The organism is Priestia sp. JNUCC 25, from assembly GCF_053667915.1.
The window spans coordinates 188,375-212,500 of sequence record NZ_CM132211.1 but is presented as its reverse complement, the minus strand read 5'-3'; the positions used below and the strand labels follow the sequence as shown (position 1 = coordinate 212,500).

26 protein-coding genes, 11 tRNA genes and 1 rRNA gene (1 of these 38 running past the window's edge) are annotated in these 24,126 nt (G+C 38.9%); 5 read left to right on the top strand and 33 right to left on the bottom strand.

Going from position 1 to position 24,126, the window contains the following annotated elements:
* The 13 genes from JNUCC25_RS01260 to JNUCC25_RS01200 form a co-directional block, all read right to left on the bottom strand.
* Window positions 1-517, bottom strand: a 16S ribosomal RNA gene (locus JNUCC25_RS01260) (it extends 1,035 nt beyond the left edge of the window).
* An 81-nt stretch (window positions 518-598) separates the two neighbouring features.
* A tRNA-Gly gene (locus JNUCC25_RS01255) sits at window positions 599-672 on the bottom strand.
* Window positions 673-676: 4 nt separating this feature from the next.
* A tRNA-Arg gene (locus JNUCC25_RS01250) sits at window positions 677-753 on the bottom strand.
* Window positions 754-843: 90 nt separating this feature from the next.
* Window positions 844-929, bottom strand: a tRNA-Leu gene (locus tag JNUCC25_RS01245).
* 22 nt (window positions 930-951) lie between these two features.
* Window positions 952-1,034 (bottom strand) — tRNA-Leu (locus JNUCC25_RS01240).
* 12 nt (window positions 1,035-1,046) lie between these two features.
* Window positions 1,047-1,119 (bottom strand) — tRNA-Lys (locus JNUCC25_RS01235).
* Window positions 1,120-1,123: 4 nt separating this feature from the next.
* Window positions 1,124-1,198: transfer RNA gene (locus tag JNUCC25_RS01230), tRNA-Gln, on the bottom strand.
* 10 nt (window positions 1,199-1,208) lie between these two features.
* Window positions 1,209-1,284, bottom strand: a tRNA-Asp gene (locus tag JNUCC25_RS01225).
* Window positions 1,285-1,312: 28 nt separating this feature from the next.
* Window positions 1,313-1,388, bottom strand: a tRNA-Val gene (locus tag JNUCC25_RS01220).
* Between the two features lie 24 nt (window positions 1,389-1,412).
* Window positions 1,413-1,487: transfer RNA gene (locus JNUCC25_RS01215), tRNA-Glu, on the bottom strand.
* A 9-nt stretch (window positions 1,488-1,496) separates the two neighbouring features.
* Window positions 1,497-1,587, bottom strand: a tRNA-Ser gene (locus JNUCC25_RS01210).
* A gap of 3 nt (window positions 1,588-1,590) precedes the next feature.
* Window positions 1,591-1,665 (bottom strand) — tRNA-Asn (locus JNUCC25_RS01205).
* A gap of 134 nt (window positions 1,666-1,799) precedes the next feature.
* Window positions 1,800-2,249: a SprT family protein gene (locus JNUCC25_RS01200; RefSeq protein ID WP_013055015.1), complete on the bottom strand. Its 450-nt coding sequence runs from the start codon at window positions 2,247-2,249 to the stop codon at window positions 1,800-1,802.
* 109 nt (window positions 2,250-2,358) lie between these two features.
* On the opposite strand from JNUCC25_RS01200, the gene cmpA reads away from it, so the two are divergent.
* Window positions 2,359-2,475: a cortex morphogenetic protein CmpA gene (gene cmpA / locus JNUCC25_RS01195; protein ID WP_013055014.1), complete on the top strand. Its 117-nt coding sequence runs from the start codon at window positions 2,359-2,361 to the stop codon at window positions 2,473-2,475.
* Window positions 2,476-2,532: 57 nt separating this feature from the next.
* On the opposite strand, the gene JNUCC25_RS01190 is transcribed toward cmpA, so the two are convergent.
* From JNUCC25_RS01190 to acpS, 14 genes are all read right to left on the bottom strand, one after another.
* Window positions 2,533-4,707, bottom strand: coding sequence for a Tex family protein (locus tag JNUCC25_RS01190; protein ID WP_140456581.1), 2,175 nt, complete (start codon window positions 4,705-4,707; stop codon window positions 2,533-2,535).
* A gap of 84 nt (window positions 4,708-4,791) precedes the next feature.
* Window positions 4,792-5,397 carry a PP2C family serine/threonine-protein phosphatase gene (locus JNUCC25_RS01185; RefSeq protein WP_013081423.1) on the bottom strand — a complete coding sequence of 202 codons (606 nt, stop codon included), beginning with the start codon at window positions 5,395-5,397 and terminating at the stop codon, window positions 4,792-4,794.
* On the bottom strand, window positions 5,397-6,191 hold the full coding sequence (sigB, locus tag JNUCC25_RS01180) for an RNA polymerase sigma factor SigB (RefSeq protein WP_013055011.1): 795 nt from the start codon (window positions 6,189-6,191) through the stop codon (window positions 5,397-5,399). The genes JNUCC25_RS01185 and sigB overlap by 1 nt, the downstream gene beginning before the upstream one ends.
* Complete coding sequence (gene rsbW / locus JNUCC25_RS01175; RefSeq protein WP_013055010.1) at window positions 6,157-6,642, bottom strand: anti-sigma B factor RsbW; 486 nt, start codon at window positions 6,640-6,642, stop codon at window positions 6,157-6,159. Before rsbW ends, sigB begins: the two co-directional genes overlap by 35 nt.
* Window positions 6,639-6,971: an anti-sigma factor antagonist gene (locus JNUCC25_RS01170; RefSeq protein ID WP_013055009.1), complete on the bottom strand. Its 333-nt coding sequence runs from the start codon at window positions 6,969-6,971 to the stop codon at window positions 6,639-6,641. The genes rsbW and JNUCC25_RS01170 overlap by 4 nt, the downstream gene beginning before the upstream one ends.
* A gap of 59 nt (window positions 6,972-7,030) precedes the next feature.
* Window positions 7,031-8,041: a PP2C family protein-serine/threonine phosphatase gene (locus JNUCC25_RS01165; protein ID WP_013055008.1), complete on the bottom strand. Its 1,011-nt coding sequence runs from the start codon at window positions 8,039-8,041 to the stop codon at window positions 7,031-7,033.
* 13 nt (window positions 8,042-8,054) lie between these two features.
* Complete coding sequence (locus JNUCC25_RS01160; protein WP_013055007.1) at window positions 8,055-8,456, bottom strand: anti-sigma regulatory factor; 402 nt, start codon at window positions 8,454-8,456, stop codon at window positions 8,055-8,057.
* 3 nt (window positions 8,457-8,459) lie between these two features.
* Window positions 8,460-8,816: an STAS domain-containing protein gene (locus JNUCC25_RS01155; RefSeq protein ID WP_013055006.1), complete on the bottom strand. Its 357-nt coding sequence runs from the start codon at window positions 8,814-8,816 to the stop codon at window positions 8,460-8,462.
* A 2-nt stretch (window positions 8,817-8,818) separates the two neighbouring features.
* Entirely contained in the window at window positions 8,819-9,655 is an 837-nt protein-coding gene (locus JNUCC25_RS01150; RefSeq protein ID WP_013055005.1) for an RsbT co-antagonist protein RsbRA, read from the bottom strand.
* Between the two features lie 157 nt (window positions 9,656-9,812).
* Window positions 9,813-10,163 carry a type II toxin-antitoxin system endoribonuclease NdoA gene (ndoA, locus tag JNUCC25_RS01145; RefSeq protein WP_013055004.1) on the bottom strand — a complete coding sequence of 117 codons (351 nt, stop codon included), beginning with the start codon at window positions 10,161-10,163 and terminating at the stop codon, window positions 9,813-9,815.
* Window positions 10,164-10,167: 4 nt separating this feature from the next.
* Window positions 10,168-10,449 (bottom strand): CopG family ribbon-helix-helix protein, encoded by a 282-nt coding sequence (locus tag JNUCC25_RS01140; protein ID WP_013055003.1) that lies wholly within the window; start codon window positions 10,447-10,449, stop codon window positions 10,168-10,170.
* Between the two features lie 200 nt (window positions 10,450-10,649).
* Window positions 10,650-11,810: an alanine racemase gene (gene alr / locus JNUCC25_RS01135; protein ID WP_407728263.1), complete on the bottom strand. Its 1,161-nt coding sequence runs from the start codon at window positions 11,808-11,810 to the stop codon at window positions 10,650-10,652.
* A 143-nt stretch (window positions 11,811-11,953) separates the two neighbouring features.
* Entirely contained in the window at window positions 11,954-13,012 is a 1,059-nt protein-coding gene (locus tag JNUCC25_RS01130; protein ID WP_013055001.1) for a LolA family protein, read from the bottom strand.
* Between the two features lie 58 nt (window positions 13,013-13,070).
* Window positions 13,071-13,436 (bottom strand): holo-ACP synthase, encoded by a 366-nt coding sequence (gene acpS / locus JNUCC25_RS01125; protein WP_029325479.1) that lies wholly within the window; start codon window positions 13,434-13,436, stop codon window positions 13,071-13,073.
* 64 nt (window positions 13,437-13,500) lie between these two features.
* Between acpS and JNUCC25_RS01120 the strand changes: the two genes are divergently transcribed.
* On the top strand, window positions 13,501-14,103 hold the full coding sequence (locus JNUCC25_RS01120; RefSeq protein WP_013054999.1) for a rhomboid family intramembrane serine protease: 603 nt from the start codon (window positions 13,501-13,503) through the stop codon (window positions 14,101-14,103).
* 8 nt (window positions 14,104-14,111) lie between these two features.
* Here the strand turns inward: JNUCC25_RS01120 and uvsE are convergent, their stop codons facing one another.
* The 4 genes from uvsE to JNUCC25_RS01100 all read right to left on the bottom strand — a co-directional run bounded on the left by uvsE (window position 14,112) and on the right by JNUCC25_RS01100 (window position 19,447).
* Entirely contained in the window at window positions 14,112-15,083 is a 972-nt protein-coding gene (gene uvsE / locus JNUCC25_RS01115; RefSeq protein WP_035439664.1) for a UV DNA damage repair endonuclease UvsE, read from the bottom strand.
* Window positions 15,084-15,177: 94 nt separating this feature from the next.
* The gene (locus JNUCC25_RS01110; protein ID WP_029325477.1) at window positions 15,178-16,689 is read right to left on the bottom strand and encodes a DEAD/DEAH box helicase; all 1,512 of its coding nucleotides are present in this window, start codon (window positions 16,687-16,689) and stop codon (window positions 15,178-15,180) included.
* Window positions 16,690-16,885: 196 nt separating this feature from the next.
* Window positions 16,886-18,268 carry a UDP-N-acetylmuramoyl-tripeptide--D-alanyl-D-alanine ligase gene (locus JNUCC25_RS01105; protein WP_029325476.1) on the bottom strand — a complete coding sequence of 461 codons (1,383 nt, stop codon included), beginning with the start codon at window positions 18,266-18,268 and terminating at the stop codon, window positions 16,886-16,888.
* A gap of 96 nt (window positions 18,269-18,364) precedes the next feature.
* On the bottom strand, window positions 18,365-19,447 hold the full coding sequence (locus tag JNUCC25_RS01100) for a D-alanine--D-alanine ligase (RefSeq protein WP_013054995.1): 1,083 nt from the start codon (window positions 19,445-19,447) through the stop codon (window positions 18,365-18,367).
* Between the two features lie 293 nt (window positions 19,448-19,740).
* On the opposite strand from JNUCC25_RS01100, the gene JNUCC25_RS01095 reads away from it, so the two are divergent.
* Genes JNUCC25_RS01095 through JNUCC25_RS01085 form a run of 3 tightly spaced genes read left to right on the top strand, consistent with a single transcriptional unit; the run spans window position 19,741 to window position 22,068 of the window.
* Window positions 19,741-20,253 (top strand): FMN-binding protein, encoded by a 513-nt coding sequence (locus JNUCC25_RS01095; RefSeq protein WP_029325475.1) that lies wholly within the window; start codon window positions 19,741-19,743, stop codon window positions 20,251-20,253.
* Between the two features lie 11 nt (window positions 20,254-20,264).
* The gene (locus JNUCC25_RS01090; protein WP_064471258.1) at window positions 20,265-21,197 is read left to right on the top strand and encodes an FAD:protein FMN transferase; all 933 of its coding nucleotides are present in this window, start codon (window positions 20,265-20,267) and stop codon (window positions 21,195-21,197) included.
* Window positions 21,181-22,068 (top strand): RnfABCDGE type electron transport complex subunit D, encoded by an 888-nt coding sequence (locus JNUCC25_RS01085; protein WP_029325473.1) that lies wholly within the window; start codon window positions 21,181-21,183, stop codon window positions 22,066-22,068. Before JNUCC25_RS01090 ends, JNUCC25_RS01085 begins: the two co-directional genes overlap by 17 nt.
* A gap of 16 nt (window positions 22,069-22,084) precedes the next feature.
* Here the strand turns inward: JNUCC25_RS01085 and JNUCC25_RS01080 are convergent, their stop codons facing one another.
* Both JNUCC25_RS01080 and JNUCC25_RS01075 read right to left on the bottom strand, forming a co-directional pair.
* Window positions 22,085-23,320: a sensor histidine kinase gene (locus JNUCC25_RS01080; RefSeq protein ID WP_029325472.1), complete on the bottom strand. Its 1,236-nt coding sequence runs from the start codon at window positions 23,318-23,320 to the stop codon at window positions 22,085-22,087.
* The gene (locus JNUCC25_RS01075; protein ID WP_140456580.1) at window positions 23,313-23,990 is read right to left on the bottom strand and encodes a response regulator transcription factor; all 678 of its coding nucleotides are present in this window, start codon (window positions 23,988-23,990) and stop codon (window positions 23,313-23,315) included. Before JNUCC25_RS01075 ends, JNUCC25_RS01080 begins: the two co-directional genes overlap by 8 nt.
* Between the last annotated feature and the right edge of the window lie 136 nt (window positions 23,991-24,126).

Genomic DNA, 24,126 nt, shown 5'->3' with positions numbered 1-24,126 from the left:
TAGCCGTGGCTTTCTGGTTAGGTACCGTCAAGGTACGAGCAGTTACTCTCGTACTTGTTCTTCCCTAACAACAGAGTTTTACGACCCGAAAGCCTTCATCACTCACGCGGCGTTGCTCCGTCAGACTTTCGTCCATTGCGGAAGATTCCCTACTGCTGCCTCCCGTAGGAGTCTGGGCCGTGTCTCAGTCCCAGTGTGGCCGATCACCCTCTCAGGTCGGCTATGCATCGTTGCCTTGGTGAGCCGTTACCTCACCAACTAGCTAATGCACCGCGGGCCCATCTGTAAGTGATAGCCGAAACCATCTTTCAATCATCTCCCATGAAGGAGAAGATCCTATCCGGTATTAGCTTCGGTTTCCCGAAGTTATCCCAGTCTTACAGGCAGGTTGCCCACGTGTTACTCACCCGTCCGCCGCTAACGTCATAGAAGCAAGCTTCTAATCAGTTCGCTCGACTTGCATGTATTAGGCACGCCGCCAGCGTTCATCCTGAGCCAGGATCAAACTCTCCGAAGAAATGTTTGACTTGCTCATTTAAAAAATAAAAATTAACGTTGACGTTTGTCGCTTTGTTCAGTTTTCAAAGTTCAATATATTTGGAGCGGGTGATGAGAATCGAACTCACGACATCAGCTTGGAAGGCTGAGGTTTTACCACTAAACTACACCCGCAATATGGCGCGCCCGAGAGGAGTCGAACCCCTAACCTTTTGATCCGTAGTCAAACGCTCTATCCAATTGAGCTACGGGCGCTTCTTATGATGTTTACCGCCGTTGTTTTGGCGACTTTATTATAATATCATTTCTATTTTCTTATGTCAACACTTTTTTAAAAAGTTTTTTTGGTGCGGCCGAGAGGACTTGAACCTCCACGGGGTCGCCCCCACTAGGCCCTCAACCTAGCGCGTCTGCCATTCCGCCACGACCGCTAAATACATAAAATGAATAAGATGCGGGTGAAGGGACTTGAACCCCCACGTCGTAAAGACACTAGATCCTAAGTCTAGCGCGTCTGCCAATTCCGCCACACCCGCAAGAAATGAAAATGAGCCATGAAGGACTCGAACCTTCGACCCTCTGATTAAAAGTCAGATGCTCTACCAACTGAGCTAATGGCTCTTTATGGCTGGGCTAGCTGGATTCGAACCAACGCATGACGGAATCAAAATCCGTTGCCTTACCGCTTGGCGATAGCCCAATAATTTAAATGGCGGTCCCGACGGGAATCGAACCCGCGATCTCCTGCGTGACAGGCAGGCATGTTAACCGCTACACCACGGGACCATCCAAAATTATGTATAAAACAGTCAAATGGTGGAGGATGACGGGATCGAACCGCCGACCCCCTGCTTGTAAGGCAGGTGCTCTCCCAGCTGAGCTAATCCTCCACAGAATATGTAAATAAAAATCAATGGTGACCCGTACGGGATTCGAACCCGTGTTACCGCCGTGAAAGGGCGGTGTCTTAACCGCTTGACCAACGGGCCATTATAAAATGGCGGAGAAGGAGGGATTTGAACCCTCGCGCCGCTTACACGACCTACACCCTTAGCAGGGGCGCCTCTTCAGCCACTTGAGTACTTCTCCATATGGCTCCACAGGTAGGACTCGAACCTACGACCGATCGGTTAACAGCCGATAGCTCTACCACTGAGCTACTGTGGAATAATATTCATCAGACTTCTTACATTGTAATCGACATTATATGTAATGTCAATAAGTTTTTGTAATTTCTTTGCCGTTTATTTGAGACGGCTTTATTAATTTATCATAATCAATCTATTTTAGTCAAGCATCTTCTACATTTTTTTTAATTTACCTTTACACTTTCCACAAACATATTTAACCGTGTTCACTTTTCTTTTTCGAACATATTTTTGATCACACTGCATACATACATATATGTGCTCTTTTTTCTTTCCATCACTTTCTTTTTTCAATGCCTGACAAAAGCGGGGGGCGCCTACTTCTTTCATTAGCCTTTTAAAGTCTTGATCTCCATGCTTATACCCTTTCCCCTCAATATGCAAATGATAGTGACAGAGCTCATGTTTAATAATTTCTACTATTTCTTGTCTGCCATATTGTTCAAAGTATTTGTAGTTTACTTCTATATTAGATGTACGTAATAAATACCTTCCACCTGTCGTACGTAAACGAGAATTAAAAGTGGCTTCATGACGAAATGGTTTGTGAAACAGCTTCAATGAAATTTCTTCTACAAGTATTTGTAAATCCTTATCATTCATCTTATATACTCCTCTACTGTATGAAATCACCTGACTAGCTCTTTGGGCATACACTTCATTACATACTCACTATTCACCTTATCATAAATGAAAAGGAGTGATTGTCCTTATGCCAATGTGGCTACAAAAACAAATGAGGCGCGCTTATTCTGAAAAAGACCGTGCACAAATAAAATTGCTCAATCAATGTTGGTTTTTTTATCAAAAAAATAATTCCGCTTCTTAAATCACTTCTTTTTACAAATAAAATTGCCTTTTCAGATTTTCTGAAAAGGCAATTTTATTATTGATGAGGCGGAATCATCGTCAGTGCGACTCTTCCTTTTTTCATATCTACGTCTTCTACCCACACATTCACCAAATCTCCTACTGAAACGACATCGAGGGGGTGCTTAACGTACCGATTCGTTAATTTAGAAATATGGACTAGACCATCTTGCTTAACTCCTATATCGATGAACGCTCCGAAGTCTACGACGTTTCGCACCGTACCTTCAAGCTGAATACCTTTGGCAAGATCCTCTAACTTCAAAATATCCTGACGGAGCAAAGGTTTTGGCAGTTCATCACGAGGATCTCTTTCCGGTCTTACGAGCGCTTCTATAATGTCTTTTAAAGTAAGCTCCCCTATACTTAGTTCTTCTGATATTTCAGGTAAAGAAATATGTTTTAATGCTTCTTTTACTTTCTCCGTTCCAAGCTCAGTCTCTTTCACTTCCGCCTTCTTTAAAAGCTTTTTAACGTCTCCATACGTTTCAGGATGGATACCCGTTCTGTCTAAAGGTTCTTCACCTTCTATAATACGTAAAAACCCAATACACTGCTCATACGTTTTAGCGCCTAGACGCGGAATTTTCTTCAACTGTTTTCGGTTAGAGAATTTTCCGTTTTCATCCCGATATTTTACAATGTTTTGAGCAACTGTCTTATTTAGACCAGCAACGTATTGTAGAAGCGAAGCAGAAGCCGTGTTTGCATTTACTCCTACCTGATTTACTACTGTCTCTACAATAAAAGTCAGTGAATCATTTAATTGCTTTTGGGACACATCATGCTGATACTGCCCTACTCCTACCGACTTAGGATCGATTTTCACAAGTTCAGCCAGCGGATCTTGCAGCCTTCTGGCAATCGATACAGCGCTTCGCTCTTCTACTTGAAAATCAGGAAATTCCTCTCTAGCAACATCAGAAGCCGAATATACGCTTGCTCCCGCTTCATTCACAATCAAATAATAAACTGGGTTTTCAATTTCTTTAAGAACATCCGCTACAAATTGCTCCGTTTCGCGAGATGCCGTTCCGTTTCCAATGGCTACTACTTCAATAGGGTATTCAGCGAACATTTTCTTTAATTTATTTTGCGCTTCAGCTGCTTTTCTCACAGGAGGATGTGGATAAATAACATCAATTTTTAATACCTTGCCTGTTTCATCTACTACAGCTAATTTGCAGCCTGTTCGAAAAGCTGGATCTACTCCTAATACCACTTTCCCTTTCAATGGAGGCTGGAGAAGAAGTTTTCGTAAGTTTTCAGAAAAGATGTGAATGGCTCTTTCTTCCGCTTTTTCTGATAGCTCTTTACGGATTTCGCGTTCAATAGATGGTTCTATTAAGCGTTTATAAGCATCTTCTATAGCTGAGATGATATAACTTTCAGCTGAAGAATCCCTTTTTTTGATTACTTGTTTATGTAAATATGAAAGAATACGATCTGTAGGCGCATCAATACTCACTTTTAAAATACCGTCTTTTTCTCCTCTATTCATAGCTAAGATACGATGAGGAACGATTCGCTTTACCGCTTCTGTATATTCGTAGTACATTTCATAGATATTTTTTTCATCTTTTTCCGGATCTTTGACTGAAGTAACAATTATGCCATCTTTTACAGTGATCGTACGAATCCATTGACGGTAAGATGCTTCGTCAGAAATTTGTTCCGCTACAATGTCTAGGGCTCCCTGAATAGCTTCGTCAGAAGATTGAACTCCCGCTTCTTCATTTATGTATGTTTGCGCTTCATTCTTTACGTCAGAACGTGGAAAACTTAGTAGCCAATCTGCTAATGGTTCAAGACCTTTTTCTTTTGCTACAGTTGCTTTTGTACGTCGTTTTTGCTTAAAAGGGCGGTATAAATCTTCTACTTGCTGTAATTTCTTCGCTTGATGAATTTGAGCAGCCAGTTCCTCAGTTAATTTCCCTTGCTCTTCAATTAATCGAAGAACTTCCTCTTTACGCTCCTCTAAATTCATTAAGTAGTTCCAGGAATCTAAAATATTCCGGATTTGGACTTCATCCAAAGCACCAGTTTGTTCTTTTCTATATCGAGCAATAAAGGGAACTGTATTACCTTCTTCTACTAAAGCAATTACGTTTTGTACTTGCTTTTGTGAAATCTCCACCTCTTTACTTACACGTTGAACAATTTGATTATCTAATTTCGTTGCAACAGACACAGCTTATCCTCCTACCTAAATGAAACTTTGTCTCTATTGTAACAAAACTCACATGCAATAACACATGTGAGCTAAAAAGAAAGGCTATGCAGTTGGAAGATGACCAGCGATATAAGTAATATCGTCATTATGAGATCGAATTGCTGCCTGTAGCCGTGTCGACAATTGATCTACATTCATCGAGTTAGCAAAAACAGATTTAATCTCTTTTAATTCTAAGCCATCTGTATGAATCAAAAATTTAGAACCGGAGTCATATGGGAAGGTTTGTGTGCGGAACTTTTGAATTTTCCCTGATAAAAAACCTTGAATTGGCAGAGGGTACGTTAATTTCCCCTCCGGAGAATACAGATAAAAGCGGATATTGCCTACATTTGTATAATGAAATTCGTTATGTTTTTTATCAATTTTCAAAATAGCTACTGCCGCGCCTCTTGTATGTCGAGTAGCTTTGTTGCACTTAGAAATGATTTCATCCACATCTAGATGATGATGAGCTTTCGCTACATCCGTAACAGCTACAGAAGCGGCTCTAGCTTGTTCACCGCTTCCTAATCCATCTGCCACTGCACATAGAAAATAGTCATCCGTTTCTTTGACATAGTAACTATCTCCACAACATACGTTCCCTTGCTTTGGCTCTTGGTATATATGAGTTTGAATCAACTTTGTATTAGGGTCTACTGTCATCACGACATATACTCCGAATCGTTAGAATCCGAGCGAGCTGCAGTCCTTAGCTTATCAAGAGCTCTTCTTTGCAGTCGAGATACATGCATTTGAGAAATCCCTAACTTCTCACCGGCATCTTTTTGACTCAGATTTTCAATAAATGTATAGCGAATCACTTCTTTTTCTCTATCGCTTAATACATGAAGAATCTTTTCTAACACTAAGCGCTGATCAGTTTTCTCATAACCCGACTCTTGTTCACCTACTAAATCAAGGATTGTAACAGTACTTCCATCAGAGTCTGCTTCAATGGAATGATCAACAGACAACGCTTGATAACTTTGCCCCATCTCCATCGTTTCTAAAATTTCTTCCTCTGTCACTCCGATATGATCAGCAATTTCTTTCACTTGAGGAGATCGCTGTAAACGGGTTGTTAGCTCTTCGACAGCTGCTTTAATTTTAGGACCTAATTCTTTGATGCGGCGCGGTACGTGAACACTCCACGTTTTATCGCGTAAAAATCGCTTAATCTCTCCAATGATTGTAGGAACAGCAAACGATTCAAAGCTTCTTCCAAATGAAGCATCATACCTTCTAATAGCTCCTAACAGTCCTAGCATCCCTACCTGCACAATATCTTCATGTAAGCTTCTGCCTTTTGAATAACGACGTGCAATAGATTCAACAAGGTTCTTGTAATGTACTACTAGATCACTTTGTGCTTCTTCATCCTGCGTTTTTTGAAAGCGCTCAATTCGTTCCTGAACCTGTTCTTTAGTTAATTTCATAGGTTGAGACTGTGTTTTCATCACTCTCCACCTGCTCTCTTTGCACATACTTAGTCATCATTAGCGTTACACCTTTTGAATTGACCATTTTCACTTCGTCCATTAGTGTTTCAATTAAATATAAACCTAGTCCACCTTCAGGAAGAAATTCAACTTCTTTTGATGTTTCATAAGGTCCTATATGTTCCTTAAGCTCTTCAAAATTAAAACTTTCACCTTTATCGACCACCATGATTTCTAAACGGTCATCAAATAAACCAAAACCTACTCTCACTTCACCATTTTCTTCATTCTTGTAAGCATGCTGCACGGCATTCGTACATGCCTCACTCACAGCAATTTTCATATCTTCAATTTCATCATAAGAAAAACCCATCCGGTTCGCTACACCAGACAGCGTCAGTCGAATAATCGCTACGTAGTCTGGCTTAGCAGGAATCTTCATCTCAACAAAGTCATAAGGCTGTTTCATTTTACGCCACCTTCTACTTGTGAATTCACGTTTAAAATGTCTGTGAGGCCCGTAATATCAAATAAGCGCTTGATGCGCTCTGATACACCAACAAATTTCAAAGAGCCGTTATTTTTCTTATTGGCTTTTAACAATGCAATAAATACACCTAGTCCTGTACTATCCATGTATGATACATCGGTTAAATCGACTATAATTTCCGGTTCAGTATGTTCAGTAATTTCCATGAATTTTTCTTTTAGCTTAGGTGCTGTATATGCGTCAATCTCTCCAGCCAGCTTAATACGATATGCTTGACCGTCCTTTTGTATATCTATTTTTAAATTCATCGTATTAGTAGACCCCCTCTAATTTTGTGCTATCTTTTCTGTACCCTTTTTTAGAATACTTAAACTAAACTCTTCAAAATAATCAATGTAAAGTCATCCCTCAATTGAAAATGCTGTAATTTTTCCAGCTCTTTATATACAGATTCTACAATTTCTTGAGGAGACAAATGCATGTATTTTCGAATTAATTTTATGATGTCCAATCTTTCAATAAATCCTTCTTCAGTTCTGCATTCTGTTACGCCATCTGTTAACAGAACAATCATATCGCCTTTTGAAAGCTGCTGCTCGTACTGAAGATATTTCACATGGCGATCGACTCCTAGCACGAGTCCTTTTGCCTCCAAATCTTCAAATGAATCAGCTTTTGCATCATAATAAAAACCTGGCTCATGCCCTGCAGAAGCATAATCAAATAAGTTTGTCTCGGGATTATAGCTTCCGTAGAACATCGTAATAAACATACTTGGATCTACGTTTCGCTCTACAATATTATTCAAGTTCTCTAATACATAACTTGGATTTTTTCTTGAGTCTGGTAAGCTGTCCATTGCATATTTGATCATAGACATACACATTGCAGCTGGAATTCCTTTTCCGATCACATCGGCAATGGCAATACTTAACCCACCGTGCTCTTCTTCTACAAAGTGAAAATAATCTCCGTTCATCTGTTTAGCCGGTACGCTAATCGCACCAATTTCTAAAGTTGAACTAGCCGGAACCTTTGTCCCCAACAGCGTCTGCTGGACGTTAGCAGCAACTTCAATCTCAGAACGAAGTTCCCGCTGCTTATTTTTTAATGTTTGATGCTCACGAAGAGCAAGACCGTAGCTAATCATTACCTCAAGTAAAAAGTCCAGAGAATGCAGCACTTTTTCTGGAATATCAGAATAAATTTCTTCAATCACTTCTTTATGAATGCTCACAATATCTTCTGGCGATATTTCATTCTCTAAAGATTTTCTACTTAGTTTTTGTCCTTGATACAAAATTTGTTCATTTTGTGTTTGGATATAGTTCCCCAAAATATCTTTGTATAAATCTCTCATCTCTTTATCAAAAGACATTATCTATTTCCTCCTACCGGAGCCACTTAACTGCTTTAATCTCAGTACCTTCTCCGACATTTGTTTCGATGTCAAACTCATCCATCAATCGTTTTACCCCAGGAAGCCCAGCTCCTAGTCCACCCGATGTTGAGTATCCATCCTCCATTACTTTGCGAACGTCGGGGATACCTGGCCCTTCATCTGTTGCTACGACAAGAAGACCGTTTTTTCCTCCACGATTTAATTTCTCAATATAGATTTGACCCTTACCCGCATATAGGTAAATATTACGAGCTAATTCAGAAATGGCGGTTGTAATACGAGCTTGGTCAACTGTTCCAAACCCTAGCTCTTTCGACACATTTCTACCTAATTGGCGTGCCGCTACGATGTCCCATTCTGTTACGATTTTTACGCTGGATTGGAATTCCATATACTAATCCCCCAATTCCGATTGGAGTTTCTCAAGACCTTTTTCTAAATCGAGTGCAGTAAGAACATCATTTAGGCCAATCCCTAACTCAACAAGTGTAATAGCTACTGCAGGCTGGATACCTGTTAATACTACTCTAGCCCCCATCAAATTAGACATGCTAACCACGTCACCTAACACTTTTGCGATGAATGAATCGATCATATCAATTGAAGTTAAATCGATTACCACTCCTTTTGCTCCAGTTTGATGAATTTTACTTAGCAAATCTTCTTGGAATTGAATAGCCGTTTGATCATCCAGCTCCCATTGAATGGATACCAATAAATAGTCGTACAATTTCAAAATGGGTATTCTCACGTTTATTCCTCCGATTCTATATCAACTATTTTCCGCTCAGTCATTTCTAACGCAAACTCTACGCCTTTTTTTAATGAGTTTTTCGTAATAATTTCGTTTAAGTTAATACCTAAGTTCACAATAGTCTGAGCAATTTCCGGACGAATTCCTACTAACAAACACTTGGCTCCAACCAAACGTACGGCTTCAGCAGCTTGAATGATATGATGGGCAACCATCGTATCCACTACTGGTACTCCGGTAATATCTATTAATACGACCTCTGATCGGTGCTTTACGACACCCTGCAATAAATTTTCCATAATTTTCTTCGCGCGATCAGTGTCAATTGTTCCCACAAGCGGCATTACTGTAATTTTATCAAATACCGGTATTAATGGAGCAGACAATTCTTGAAGTGCAACTTTTTGCAACATAACTGTATTTTCCCACGAGTTGGAGTATTGTTCTACTATTTTGTTATAAATAGGGCTTAACCACTTATCAAACCGATAGAATAATTCAGAATGAGTTTGGTCCGCCTTCACATGTTCACTGTTTACATACCCTTCAACCACTACGTGACCCAAGTTACGTACACCCTGTGTCAAATAAGCAAGAGGCCATCCTAAACTCACGACTCGTCCTACTACTTCCTCTAGTTCCTCTGCAAAATTTTCCTGATCACGGAATGCTTTTGCCAAAAGTAAATTTACAAAATCAGAGCTTACATTTACGTACACTTGCTCGGATACAATATTTTTAATCCGCTCTGTTTCCACATCATTCATTAACACTAGCCATCGATCAAAAATTTCTGATTTATGATTTTGTATATAATTGAATAAATCTTGATTCATGAGGTCCTCCTTGTGAGTCAATACACTCATTTATATCTATATATATATTATCATTTTTAAAACGTTTCTTATTACAATATACGTTTACTGATTATTCCTAGTCAAATTAAAAAAGTTGCTCATAAAGGAGCAACTTAGTATAAATGGAAGTATAATTCTAAAAGTCGATAAGTCCTACACTGATTTGCAAGGCTTCATCCACTCTGTCCATCATTTCATCATCTAAATGGGTAATCTTGTCTGTTAGCCTCTGTTTATCAATAGTACGAATTTGTTCTAGTAAAATAACTGAATCTCGCTCAAATCCATAGCGCTTTGCATCAATTTCAACATGCGTAGGTAACTTTGCCTTTTGAATTTGAGCAGTGATCGCAGCTACAATAACAGTTGGGCTAAAACGATTGCCTATATCATTTTGAATGACAAGTACAGGGCGAACGCCTCCTTGTTCTGAGCCAACAACAGGAGATAGGTCAGCAAAATAAACGTCGCCACGTTTGACTACCAAGTCATTACCCCCCGCTTACTAAACGATCCACAGTATGATCAGCTTCATACTCTGCTAGAAAAGCCTCGGAAGCAATATTTAAGTTTATCTTTGCCATCTCCATATATCCACGTCTCATTGATTCGCGAATATGGCGTTTTTTTCGCTCACGAAGGTACAATTTTGTTGCTTGGTGAATAAAATCACTTCGGTTGCCATTTTCTTGTTTAACCATAAGATCGAGCTCCGATACTAAATTTTTCGGTAATCTTACTAGGATTTCTGTAGTTGCGCTCGCTTCAGACACAAACATACACCTCCAACATCAATACACACACCAATAGTCTCATCTTTCCTTATCATAACATTGATTAGCTTTAATGGAAAGTTAATTCTGTCAATTTCTACACTATTATCGTCAATTGATACCCTCTTTTATGCATGGAAGTTATTATTTTATTGTCTTTTGTTCGCAGACTTTTTATGTTGACTCAGGAAGATGTATATTCAGCGCAAGATATAATTATTAACATCAATATGCTGCGAATCTCTTGTATAAACCCTCGGAACCCTTGCTGCAACCATGCAAGGGATTTCATAATTAATTGTTTCAAGATGCTTCGCTACTTCATCAATTGTAATTTCAGCACCTTTTTGTTTTCCAATAAACGTTACTTTTGTACCCATTTTATACATTTTAGGTAATTTAATCATCAATTGATCCATGCAGATTCTACCAACAATTGGCACTTTAACTCCATCTACTAATACTTCAAAATTGCTTAATTTACGAATCCAGCCGTCTGCGTATCCTACTGGAATAGTAGCAATCCATTCATCTTCTTTAGCTTCATAAGTAGCTCCGTAACTGATATGACTCCCTTTTTTGACTTTTTTAACATGCACAATACGGCTGTGCAGCGAAAAAGCTTGTTTTAACGGAATTGGCAAGACTTCTTTTAATTCCTCAGAAGGACTCAAGCCATACATAGAGATACCTAAGCGTACGCCATTAAAGATATCTTTCGGACGACGAAGCAAGGCTGCGCTATTTGCACAGTGAATCATCGGAGGTGTAAAATTATACTCTTTCACAATTCGAACCATTTCTTCAAAGAATGTGTATTGTTCTTCAAAATAAGACGAGTTTAGCTCGTCTGCTGTTGCAAAGTGTGTAAACACTCCATCCAGCACGAATCCCGAATGAGAAGCGATGATCTTCATCGTTTCGTGTAATTCTTCTTTTGTTCTAACTCCCAAGCGACCCATGCCTGTATCTATTTTTAAATGCATATGCAGCTGACTGTTTTCATCTAGAATGGACGCCGCTTCTTCAATCCAAGCTTTGCTATAAGCAGTGACCGTTACATCCCACTCCAATGCAGTTTGAATGTGTAGGGTAGGCACGGCGCCTAATACTAAAATGGATTCCTTTATCCCTTTTTTCCGAAGAGCAATAGCTTCATCCAAAAAAGCTACGGCTAGCATATCAGCACCAGCTTGAAGCGCAATCTCTGCTACTTCTTTATCTCCATGCCCGTACGCATTCGCCTTCACTACGGCCATTAACGTTTTATGCCCCGGTATCAATTCTCTTACATGATTCACATTTTGAAAAATGGCTTCTACATCAATTTCTGCCCATGTTTCTCTATAAAATGCATCCATTACTACGACACTTCCTTTTTTCAGAACCATTCTAAACGTACTTTCCTCTGTTAGTATAATACATCTATAGCCAAACTTCATCTCGATCTTTATTCAAATTAAGCAAGAACAAGCCTACATATATGCAGGCTTGTAAGCTTCTCTTATTTTCCCATCTGACTTTGCACAGATCTAGCAACTGTACTCAATTCATCTGGTGTTAGCTGATCAGAAGCCAGCATAAAGTCTACTCCATTATATGTCCAAGATAGACTTTTATCCGTTAAAGCTCCCACAGTAAAACCTAAATCAAACGGCTCTCCGGCAGTAACTGTAGATGTTGCTGTTTTAGCTACTTGCGCTTTTTCTTGTACAAGCGTAAACGGCTTTTCTCCTTTGTACATTAAAACGACTCTCTCGCCATTTTCCGTCTCAATTTTCTTTTCCTTGGACAGCTTTGTACCTTTTGGAACATCCTTAGGATAAAGGACGCTAAATGATTTCTGCTGAGCTAATGTCGGAACGTCAATCTTTGCACTTGTCATGTTTCTTTTTGTATCAAAAGCCCCTTTATCAAACTTAGAATCGAATTTCACCTTAGAGAAATCAACTTTTATTAACACTTTATTATCCGTATCCATAATTTTAACAGAAACAGGCGCTAAATCACTTTTGTTCAGCGTAATTTCTTGTTTAGGAAGCATCGTGCTATTTTGATAGTTGGTTTTTGTTTCAAAAATATAATGCTTATCCGTTGATTTAAAACTTGCCTTTTCATCCTTCACAATATCTTGGACCAGGGATTCATACAAATAAGCTTGGCTGCTATTTTGCGGCCAGTCACTTTGAAAACGAAAGCTTTTATTTAAGGCAGGCGTTAAAACAAAAACCCCTTCATCATTACGCAAAATCATTTGGCTTTGATCTTTCTTTGTATTTTTCAAATTCACTCGATAATACATAGGCTTACTATGCCAAATCTCTACATCGTATACTTGAGCATCTTTCCCTGTATTCAATGTCATCTTAGCATCTGATTTATACCCCGCCATTTCTTGTACCTTGGCATCCAATGCATCTGTTACATCCTGCTGACTTTTTTCACCGCATGCTGATAAGGCTAAGAGAAAAAAGGCGCAAACAAATAAGCCAATCCATTTTTTATGCATTTCCCCAACTCCTTTATTTCGTATATTCACAGCTAAACGGAGAAGCAAGAACATATCTTGTCTCCCCTATCCACACTATGAATATATGAACAAGAAATAGTGAATATGCAGACTAGCTTGACAAGCGTTCAATAATTACTTGAGCAATCGCATAGTGTGCACTGTGGGAAATAGATACGTGTACGGACGCGTCCAGTGGTTGTTTTGTAACAATGTGGGGTTTTCCTCTTTCATCATTCATAATTTCGATATCTTGGAAGCTGAAATCTTTTCCTATTCCTGTTCCAAGAGCTTTCGAATATGCTTCCTTCACAGCAAACCTTCCTGCTAAAAATTCGACCTTACGTCGGCTTGATAGCTTTTCATAGCGTTCTCTTTCATTTTTTGTTAAAATCCGAGTAACAAAAGCACTTTGACGCTGCACCATTTTTTCAATCCGCTCTAACTCTGTAATATCAATTCCAGTTCCTATAATCATTTTCATTTAATCCTCTCTTACAGAATAGTATATAAAAATGCCTTTATAAAAAGGAGTGACAAATATGTTCGTACGCACAGAAAATGCAGCTGAATTTAAACGTTTTTACCCTGTTACCTTCACGCTTATCTGCATCCACATTGCGCTATGGTTACTTGCCGCTCTTCCCTCACACCTTGCAGAATCTTTTATACATCAGCTTATTGGTGTGAATAGCTTAATTTCTCAAGGAGACTACTGGCGACTTTTCACACCTATCTTTTTGCATCTAAGCTTTTCACACCTTCTTTTTAACTCATTTTCATTGTTCTTGTTAGGGCCAGGTGCTGAGCGTATTCTTTCTTCTTATAAGTTTCTTCTATTCTACCTTACGTGTGGATTGCTTGGAAATATCGTTACATTTTTAATCCAATCTTCTTTTTACAGCCATGTGGGTGCATCCGGTGCCATTTTCGGGCTGCTTGGGTTTTACCTCTACCTTGTAATAAAACAAAAGCATATGCTTTCTCAAAGTAACCAGCAAATCATTGTCGTCTTTTTAATTATTGGATTACTTTCAGGTCTGCTAACGCCAGGAACCAACAACACAGCTCATTTCGTTGGAGGTATTGCTGGATTTCTTCTCGCTTTTCTCGCGTTCAAACAGAAAAACAAGCCACAGATATGAGGCCTGCTTTAAGATTTAATATAAAAAGTGGATGAGTTAATAAATTCCACATCTTCATAAGACTTCAAGTCTCTTACTAACTGAAAGAGCGCTTCATCTTTTTTCTTAGCTTCAATCATGCAATCAATTTGCGGTATCGTTCCATTTACTTCTTTTAAAAAGCTGTAAAACCCATTGACATCGATATAATCTGCATGGGCTCTAAATTCTTTATCACTTTTAGGACTAGATATATGCATTTTTAGAGGAAGCGTTTCCTGTTCCCACGTTCTAATGATACGGTCCCAATGCTCTTGCCATGAAGTTTCATCATTGTTTGCCTGATGATGATGAAGATCAAAAATGATTGGGACATTTAGTTTTTCACATAAATACAAGACGTCCTTTATATGAAAGGTTGTATCGTCGTTTTCTAACATAATCATTTGCTGAAGGGATTGAGGTACAAGCCCCCAATTATGAATAAACTGCTCCAGTGCTTTTTCTTTATCATTATAAGCCCCTCCCACATGTAAAACACAGCGATTTTTAAGCGGAATGTCCATTCCTTTTAGCAACTTTTGATGCATGCGAAGAGTTTGGATAGAATGCTTAAAAACCTCTTTATCCGTTGAGTTTAAAACAACAAAATGATCCGGGTGAAAATCTACTCGCATTGGATGTTCCTTCAAAAATACAGAAATACGCTGAAGAGCATCCTTTAAAGGAGCTATGTAGTTCCAATCTTTTAGCGCCTCATGGTTAGCTAACGGAATTAACTTAGAACTGAATCGAAAAAACTCAATTTCACTCCACGCATTATGTTTTAATAACCGTAAGCAGTTTTCTAAGTTGGATATTGCAATACGTTCGAGCTTGCGAATGGCCGCTTCATGGTCTTTCACACGCTGAAATTGTGCAAAAGTCATTGTTTGAGAAGGAGAACTATTTTCCAAATGAACGCTCATCGCCACATAACCTAAACGAACAATGGTCGACATCAGTGAACACCCCATTTTATTTTACTCATAGTGTGCACCAATAAAATAGCAATTAACACATAAAAAAACGAGCCTTAACAGGCTCGTTTTTATTTTACGCTTTGCTGCGAGAATCTTTACGATTACTGCTGCTATTACGATTTCTATTATCACTGCCGTTGCTTCCACCGCGACGCTTGTCACCAAAACGCTTTGAGTTTCCACGACGATTTTGCTGTGAGTAGTTTTTAGAGTTAGAACGTGAACGACCTCCGCCATTTCCACGTTTGTTTTTATCACCTTTTGCAATTACCGGTGGTTCAGCAGTTAATTGAATTGGTGATTCGTTTGGTTCTTTTGTAAATAATTTGATTGCTGCTGCCACTAATGAAACTGAATCGTGCTCTTCAAGTAACTCTTCTGCCAACTGTTTGTAGTAAGATAAGTTGCCTTGTGTCACAGATTCTGTTAATTTGTCAGCTGCAATACGCTGTTGACCTTCCATTGCTTCATCAAGCGTTGGAGGAGTAAGACGCTCCATTTTACGTTTTGTTGTACGCTCAATATTGTGTAACTGTCCAGTTTCTCTTGGCGTTACAAATGTCATAGCAGCACCCATTTTACCAGCACGTCCTGTACGTCCGATACGGTGTACATAGCTCTCTGGATCTTGAGGGATATCAAAGTTGTATACATGAGTAACACCAGAAATATCAAGTCCGCGTGCAGCTACGTCCGTCGCAACTAATACATCAATAGAACCTTCTTTAAATTGACGTAGTACAGATAGACGTTTCGATTGCGTCAAGTCACCGTGGATACCTTGTGCAGAATAACCACGCATATTTAATGCTTCTGATAGCTCATCAACACGGCGCTTTGTACGACCAAAGATGATAGCTAATTCAGGTGATTGCATATCTAAAAGACGAGTAAGGATATCAAATTTACGCTTTTCTTGTACTTCTAAATAATACTGCGTAATGTTTGGCATCGTTACTTCTTTTGCTTTTACTTTTACCACTTTTGGTTCGTTCATGAATTTTTCAGCAATGCGACGGATTGGAGTAGGCATTGTTGCTGAGAATAAAAGTGTTTGGTGGTTCTCAGGTACGTTTGATAAGATTTTTTCAATGTCTTCGATGAATCCCATGTTTAACATTTCATCTGCTTCATCTAAAATAACTGTATGAACATCTTGTAGACGAAGTGTACGACGATTAATATGATCTAGCATACGCCCTGGTGTCCCTACGATGATATGAGGGTACTTTTTCAATGCACGAATTTGACGACTGATATCTTGACCACCGTAAATTGATAGCACGCGTACGCGCTTTGTTTGACCAATTTTGTAAAGTTCTTCAGATACCTGTACAGCAAGTTCACGAGTAGGAGCAATAATTAACCCTTGAATTGCATCTACGTTTACATCAACTTTTTCAATAAGAGGAATACCAAATGCCGCTGTTTTCCCTGTTCCTGTTTGTGCTTGTCCGATCAAATCGTGACCTTCTAGTGCTAATGGGATAGTTTCTGATTGAATTGGTGTTGCTTCTTCAAAACCCATTTTACTCACAGCTTTATTAAGCTGTTGACTTAATCCTAAATCTTGAAATAATGCCAAGTTTTTCAAACTCCTTTTATATTTAGACTATCTATATTTTACAAAAAAAAGCATTCTCCGAGGAAACGGAAAATGCTCTAAACGACTACTTCAATAAATTCAACGTTTAGAGTATAAGCGCCTCAAGACACTCAGACTACATCATAACACTATGGCTTTCCGTTTGCAATAGAGCTTACTTATACTCTTTTTAATATCACGGTAATTTATGCATCATTTTTGAGATAACTTCCTCAAGCTTCATCCCTCGAGATGCTTTCACTAAAACCACATCTTCTCTTGTTGTAATCGCTGTTAATTTTTTAACAAGCTCATCTTTCTCCTCAAAGTGCATTACCTTATCTTCTGCAAAATTATTTTTTGCTCCTTGCTCAATTTCAACAGATAAGGGGCCGTATGTTAGAACATAATCAATTTTTTCTGCTTGAATAAACTCTCCCACTTCTTTGTGGAACTCTTTTTCCTGATCACCTAATTCAAGCATATCGCCGAGAACAAGAATTTTTTGCTTATAGCCTTCTAAATCATGCATCAACGTGATAGCAGCTTTAACGGACGTTGGGCTTGCATTATATGCGTCATTAATGAAGGTCAGGCCATCTGTTCTTTTCACGAGCTCCATACGCATATTGGTTAGCTTTAATTCTTTTAATCCCTTAGCGATTGTTTCATTGTCTAGTCCAAAATAATGACCTACCGCAATAGCAGAAAGCGCATTGTGAACATTATGTTTACCTAATACCGGGATAAAGAATGAACATGTTGTTTCACGTGAAACAGTGAATGTTGTGCCTAACTCTTCAGCTGAAATAGCACTTGGATACAAATCGTTTTGTTCTGAGCTGCCAAATGTCACCGTTTCAAATACTGGATTAACAACGCGCGACGTTAAAAGTGGCTCATCACCATTATAGACAAGCTGACCTGTTGGCGCTAAGCCGCTTGTAATTTCTAATTTTGCCTCCGCAATTCCATCACGGCTTCCTAAGTCTTGAAGGTGCGATTCTCCGATATTTGTAATAATGGCCACATCAGGCTCCGCTAAATTAGAAAGAAACTCAATTTCCCCTCGGCTGCTCATGCCCATTTCTAAAACTGCAATATCATGAGTTTCATCTAAACGCAAAATAGTAAGCGGCATGCCAATGTGATTATTAAAGTTTCCATCTGTTTTCAGCACACGATAAGTTGTATCGAGCACAGCTTTCACCATGTCTTTTGCCGTTGTTTTTCCGTTACTTCCTGTAATGCCCACTACTTTAATATCTAACTCGTGACGATAAGATTTCGCTAATTGCTGAAGAGCTACTAGCGTATCATCGACTAAAATAACACTAATGTCTGTCGGTGGATTTTCTTCATCTTTGTTCCACAGTGTAGCGATCGCTCCGTTTTCAATTGCTTTATGAACAAATGTATGCCCGTTAAAACGTTCCCCTTTGATTGGGATATATAAATTACCTTGCTGAATGGTTCTCGTATCAATTGAGACTCCCTCAATTACAGCTGCTTCGTTCCCGCTATGAAATACACTTCCTGGAATCATTGTAGCTAGCTGTTTAAGCGTACGTTTAATCATTGTTGGTTTGCTCCTCTCGATATAAAGTAAACTATGGATAACATTAATTGAAACTAAACACAGAAACACTATTCATGATGAATAGTGTTGTGTGAGTTACATTGTGTGTTTAATTTGCTGCTTTTCGGTATGACGTTCAATTGCTAGTGATACAAGTTTTTCAATTAAATCTGGATATTCAACACCTGCGTGTTTCCACAATAACGGGAACATACTGAAAGGTGTAAAACCAGGCATCGTATTCACTTCATTAATAATGAATTTACCTTCTGATGTTAAGAAGAAATCTGCACGTACAAGACCAGATCCATCAATTGCTTTAAATGCTTTGATTGCTAGTGCTGACATTTCTTGATGCTGCTCTTCTGTAATTTCAGCTGGAATAATAAGACCTGTATCGCCGTCTTCATATTTGGCTTTGTAATCGTAAAACGCTTTTTTAGGTAAGATTTCTCCAACTACTGAACAAGCTGCTTCATCATTCCCTAACACACCAATTTCAACTTCACGACCAACTGCTGCTGCTTCTACAATGATTTTCCGATCGAATAAGAAAGCTTCAACAAATGCCGCTTCTAACTCTTCGCGGTTATCACATTTGCTAATCCCAACGCTTGAACCTAAGTTTGCTGGTTTAACAAAGCAAGGGTATCCAAGTGTTTCTACTTTTTCATAAGCAGCCGTTCGATCTGCTTCCCACTCGCGGCGGATAAATGATACGTACTCTACTTGAGGCAGACCTGCCTGTGCAAACAGCTGCTTCATTACAACTTTATCCATACCAGCTGCTGAAGCTAATACACCGTTTCCAACATAAGGAATATTCAATAATTCTAATAATCCTTGTACCGTACCATCTTCTCCATTTGGACCATGAAGAAGTGGGAAAATAACATCTAGCTGATCATCTGTTTTTGAATCTGTTAATGCAAACATTTCCGTATTCAATGAAACTGGTGAAATAGCAGTTCCGTTATCTTGAATTTCTAATTGAGCAACTGTTTCAAGCGGACCAGTCAGCTGTGTGCCGCGAATCCACTTTCCTGTTTCTGTAATGTAAATTGGATGCACTTCATATTTATCGTGGTTAATTGCTTTTGAAACTGCTAGAGCTGTTTGTAAAGATACTTTATGTTCAGCGGATTTTCCTCCGTATAAAAGGCCAAGCTTAATTTTCACTGATGTTCCTCCTAACACATATTCATCTTTTCTATTTTATCATGCACGTTTAGATAGTAAACAGAAATATTAACTATTATTACGTATGTCAAAATAGCTAGGCTTGTGAAAGAAATTCCATCGCCTACCTTTATTATTTAGAATCATCTTTTCCTTTGGCCCATTTATTTTTGAAAAAACTTTCTTGATTTTAAATCTTTTTTAAAAGTTTATTTGTAAAGTTTATTTATGCTAAAGACAACCATCAATAATCGAAACTATAGTTCTGGTACAAATCAGGAGGTTCAACAAACATGAGTAAAATGGGAAAGAAGATGATTGCTGCATGCAGCGTAGCCATTGGAAGTATTTATGCAACTGGTTATATAAACACTCTATCTGATGCACAAGCTGTTCAAGTCACACCTGCTCATCATCAGAAGAAAACGACAGATCAGACAGACAATCAAACGATTGTCAATGACAGCTGGGGAGAAGATATTGCTTCCTCTCATAAGAAACAGTCATCAGCGAGTGCCGAAAGTTCTGCTCCTAAAACAAAATACAAAGATGGAACGTATTCTGGCCAAGGAAGCAACCGTATCGGAACTGTCTACGTATCCGTGACCATTAAAAACGACCGAATTGATACCGTTGAAATTACAGAAGTGGATACTCACTATTCGGAAAGTTACATTGAGGGCCTTCCGACTCAAGTCGTACAAAGACAAAGCTCAGATGTCGACGTCGTGAGCGGAGCAACGCTTAGTACAGAAGATTTTCAAAATGCCGTGGACGACGCACTTCAGCAAGCAATGAATGCATAAGGGAGAAACGAATGATGTCCATAAAAACGTATAGCCGCTCTGTCTTATGTATGGGAACAACCGTGTCCATTCAAGTAATTGCTCCGCAATCAGATGAGGCAAATGTCCTTCACCACATCTCAAAGGCATTTACTATTTTTAAAACCGTTGAAACGACGTGCAGTCGATTTGATGCCAAAAGCGAAGTTATGAAACTAATTAGACATGTCAAAGAACCCGTTTCTGTTAGTGCTCTATTATTTGAAGCCCTTCATTTCGCTGTCTTAGTAGCAAATGAAACAAATGGAATCTTTGACCCAACGGTAGGAAAACAATTAGAAAACCGCGGTTTTAACGAACACTACTTATATGGAAAGCCCGTACAAGTGGACGAAGCAGTCGATTCTGGAAGTTATAAAGATATCGTATTGGATACACATAAAAAAACGGTTTGTTTACAAAAACCGATGATTATAGATCTTGGAGCGGTCGCCAAAGGGTTGGCGATTGATTTGGCTGCCCGCTCCCTTCCTTATCAGCATTTTATGATTAATGCAGGAGGAGACATCCTAGTTAAAGGACGCAATCAACACGGAGAGTTATGGAAAGTCGGGATTCAGCACCCTGGAATTCAAACGCAGTCATTACTGACTTTACGTGTAACAGATACGGCTGTCTGCACATCAGGAAATTATGCTAGAAAAAATAAGACGCAACCATTCATGCATCATTTGGTTAATCCCTTATCTCCATCCACTGGAAGCAGTCTACTGAGTTGTACAGCTATTTCTCCTTCTGCCATGCTGGCCGATGCATTATCTACGTCAGCTTTTATTTTAGGAGCGGAAAAAGGAATAAATTTATTGAATGATGCCGACATAGGCGGCGTACTCTTCGATTCTAGTTTCACTCCTTTTTTTACATCAGATATGGAGGAATTAATGAATTATGACCACACGTTCTGAACGAAGAAGCGGTGTTAAATATATTAGTACACCAAAAGGTTATATTATTGTAGATAAAAACAAACCAAAAGAAATAAGTCCTTGGGCGCAGCTAGTTAAAACACCTAAAAGATACGTGATGGCTATGCTGCTGCTTTTAACCTTATTAGGTGAATTCAACTCTTCTGCCTTTCAAGGATTAGGACACCTACTGCTTGCCGTATGCTCGGCAGCCGCCTTAGATTTAGGATTTTCTTTTGCCTATAAAAAGAAAATTCAGCTTCCTGACGGCGGAATTATTACTGGATTAATTATTGCCTTAGTGCTCAGCACCTCTACACCTGCTTGGGTCACATTTTGCACTGTAGCTGTTGCGATTTTATCGAAGCACTTAGTAAAAGTAAAAAAGAAGCCTATTTTTAACCCTGCCGCTTTTGGTCTTCTCTTTTCACTTATTGTCTTTTCAAACGGCCAAAGCTGGTGGGGAAGCTTATCTTTACTACCCGTATGGCTCATTGTATTCGTGTTTGTGACGGGGTACCTTGTGACCAGCAAGGTAAATAAATTCCCTCAAGTATTTGCTTTTTTGGGCGTGTATTTTGCTATTTTTACGATTATGTCATTAATAGGAGTAGGCGATGTAGCGGATGCTTTACGAGCTCCTTTTGTCAATTCCGCTTTATTTTTAGCCTTCTTCATGGTGACTGATCCGCCAACTTCTCCTGCCAAGTATAAAGACCAAATAAAATTTGGACTGCTTGCGGGGGCGATTAGCGCTGTAGATTACTTAGTTTTTGGCGGCCTTGCCTATTTATTAATTGGCCTGTTACTTGCTAATGCATGGAAAGCGTGGAAGACTGCCAACAAAAAAGTGATGAAAAAAGCTGCCTGATAATAGGCAGCTTTTTTCATAGCGGAATTTTCACATGAAATTTCGTACCCACGTTTTTTTGGCTAAAAACCTTAATTTCTCCGTCATGAGCTTGTACAATCCATTTGGCAATCGCGAGACCTAAACCTGACCCTCCTTCGGCACGTGCTCGGCTCTTATCACTTCGATAAAAGCGATCAAACACATATGGAAGGTCTTTCGCTTCAATTCCAACGCCTGTGTCCCTAACGATTAACGTCATAGAGTGATGGTGTTTCTTTAGACAGATGTGAATGCTTTCTCCAGATGGGGTGTATTTAAAAGCGTTATCTAATAAAATCATACATAGCTGATGAAGTCGTTCTTGATCTCCTCCGCACATTAACGATTCAATTTCCCTTGTGAAGTGTAGCTCCTTTAGTTCAAATATGGGCTCAAATTGATTAGCTACTTTATCAACCAGCTCGCCCATATTAAAGACCGTTTTGTTTAGCAGCTGCGCACTTGAATCAGATCTAGCCAGTGTTAGTAAGTTACCCACCAGCTTCGTCATCCGCTTCACTTCGTTTAAGCTTTGATAAATATTTTCGCTTTCTTGCTCGATCGTATGATTTGGTCGTCTAAACAATAGCTCGAGATGCGTTTGCATCACGGAAAGAGGCGTTCTTAACTCATGGGAAGCATCTGCAATAAATTCGACCTGTTTGTTCCACGACTTTTGTATAGGTACAAGCGCTCGATTAGCTAAAAACAAGCCAGCTACAAGCGAAAGAAGCAGTCCAATAAACGCTGAAATGATAAGAAGAAAAGCAAGGTGCTCTAAGGTTTGAGTTTCTGGATCTACGTTTAAGACAAGTTGAATCGTTGAAACGCCTTGGTCTTTTATGTATCCTTCGTTTTTCACATTCATCACTCGATAAGCATGACCGTTTACCTCTTGCGACGTTTGGTTTTTTCCTTCTGAGAGCGCAGGCTTAAAGTCGTCAATATCGTTTGTATATAAACCTTTTTTAGGTGTGATTTTGATTAGTTTTTTATCACTGCTCCAAAGTAAAAACGCAACGCGTCTTTCTGTTTCTCTCTCATTGTTTTCCTGAATTTCATGTAAGTTTCTTTTTTTAATTTGCTCGCTCATCTCACTTAACCGATTGTCTGGATTTAAAAAAATAACATGCTGCATATAAACATATAAAACTAAACTAAAAATGCTCAAAATAACCATCAGCACGATTGTGTTAAATAACACAAGCCTGATTCTCGTCTTTTTAAACATGCTCTTCCCCTTTTAACATAAAGCCTACGCCTCTCACTGTACGTACATAACCGTCACAATTAAAAGGCTGAAGCTTCTTTCTTAAATGGTGAACATAGACATCTACTACACCCACTCCTACGTCAGATGTAAATCCCCATACCCGATTAAAAATTTGATCTCGAATAAGGATTTGTTCTTTATTTCGAATAAAGTATTCCAAAAGCTGAAATTCTTTAATCGTTAACGTTAGGGCACTCCCATTTATCATAACTTCATGATTGGCTTCTCGTATAGAAATGGGACCATATGAAATCATGCCTTCTTCTGCCTGCAAGTCTCTGAGCATCACCCTTAACCTTGCAAAAAGTTCAGCCATAGCAAAAGGCTTAACCAAATAATCATCAGCTCCATAATCGAGCCCTTTCACTCGATCTTCTACACTATCTTTTGCAGTGAGAAAAATAACTTTCGTCAGCACCTTTTGTTTTCTTAGCCTTTTTAGTATGTCAAGCCCTGTCATACCCGGCAGCATAATATCTAAAATCAAGGCATCATAAATATTCTGCTCTGCTAAAAACAAACCTTCATCTCCTTCAGACGCACAATCAACTTCATATCCTTCTTCTTTTAAGCCTTCTACGATACCGTGTAATAATGAAGCATCATCTTCTACCACAAGTACACGCATATCAAACTCCCCCTTTTGTGAGTATCTAAGTAAGCATTATCTTAGCATGTCACTTTTAAAAATATTTTAAAACTAGCGTGTTATCATCTCTTATACTTTATAAAAAAAGTTATGCCTGCAAGCAGACATAACTTTT

Bases quoted from the DNA above. Each gene is read 5' to 3' on its own strand.
- alr (WP_407728263.1), bottom strand. From the start codon at position 11,810: ATGGATGCATTTTATAGAGAAACATGGGCAGAAATTGATGTAGAAGCC.
- JNUCC25_RS01200 (WP_013055015.1), bottom strand. From the start codon at position 2,249: ATGAATGATAAGGATTTACAAATACTTGTAGAAGAAATTTCATTGAAG.
- acpS (WP_029325479.1), bottom strand. From the start codon at position 13,436: ATGATTATAGGAACTGGAATTGATATTACAGAGTTAGAGCGGATTGAA.
- JNUCC25_RS01170 (WP_013055009.1), bottom strand. From the start codon at position 6,971: ATGAATTTAAAAATAGATATACAAAAGGACGGTCAAGCATATCGTATT.
- JNUCC25_RS01095 (WP_029325475.1), top strand. From the start codon at position 19,741: ATGAGTAAAATGGGAAAGAAGATGATTGCTGCATGCAGCGTAGCCATT.
- JNUCC25_RS01165 (WP_013055008.1), bottom strand. From the start codon at position 8,041: ATGTCTTTTGATAAAGAGATGAGAGATTTATACAAAGATATTTTGGGG.
- rsbW (WP_013055010.1), bottom strand. From the start codon at position 6,642: ATGAAACAGCCTTATGACTTTGTTGAGATGAAGATTCCTGCTAAGCCA.
- JNUCC25_RS01090 (WP_064471258.1), top strand. From the start codon at position 20,265: ATGATGTCCATAAAAACGTATAGCCGCTCTGTCTTATGTATGGGAACA.
- JNUCC25_RS01120 (WP_013054999.1), top strand. From the start codon at position 13,501: ATGTTCGTACGCACAGAAAATGCAGCTGAATTTAAACGTTTTTACCCT.
- sigB (WP_013055011.1), bottom strand. From the start codon at position 6,191: ATGAAAACACAGTCTCAACCTATGAAATTAACTAAAGAACAGGTTCAG.
- cmpA (WP_013055014.1), top strand. From the start codon at position 2,359: ATGCCAATGTGGCTACAAAAACAAATGAGGCGCGCTTATTCTGAAAAA.
- JNUCC25_RS01105 (WP_029325476.1), bottom strand. From the start codon at position 18,268: ATGATTAAACGTACGCTTAAACAGCTAGCTACAATGATTCCAGGAAGT.
- JNUCC25_RS01085 (WP_029325473.1), top strand. From the start codon at position 21,181: ATGACCACACGTTCTGAACGAAGAAGCGGTGTTAAATATATTAGTACA.
- uvsE (WP_035439664.1), bottom strand. From the start codon at position 15,083: ATGTCGACCATTGTTCGTTTAGGTTATGTGGCGATGAGCGTTCATTTG.
- JNUCC25_RS01150 (WP_013055005.1), bottom strand. From the start codon at position 9,655: ATGAATCAAGATTTATTCAATTATATACAAAATCATAAATCAGAAATT.
- JNUCC25_RS01185 (WP_013081423.1), bottom strand. From the start codon at position 5,397: ATGACAGTAGACCCTAATACAAAGTTGATTCAAACTCATATATACCAA.
- JNUCC25_RS01080 (WP_029325472.1), bottom strand. From the start codon at position 23,320: ATGTTTAAAAAGACGAGAATCAGGCTTGTGTTATTTAACACAATCGTG.
- JNUCC25_RS01130 (WP_013055001.1), bottom strand. From the start codon at position 13,012: ATGTTCTTGCTTCTCCGTTTAGCTGTGAATATACGAAATAAAGGAGTT.
- JNUCC25_RS01075 (WP_140456580.1), bottom strand. From the start codon at position 23,990: ATGCGTGTACTTGTGGTAGAAGATGATGCTTCATTATTACACGGTATC.
- JNUCC25_RS01160 (WP_013055007.1), bottom strand. From the start codon at position 8,456: ATGGAATTCCAATCCAGCGTAAAAATCGTAACAGAATGGGACATCGTA.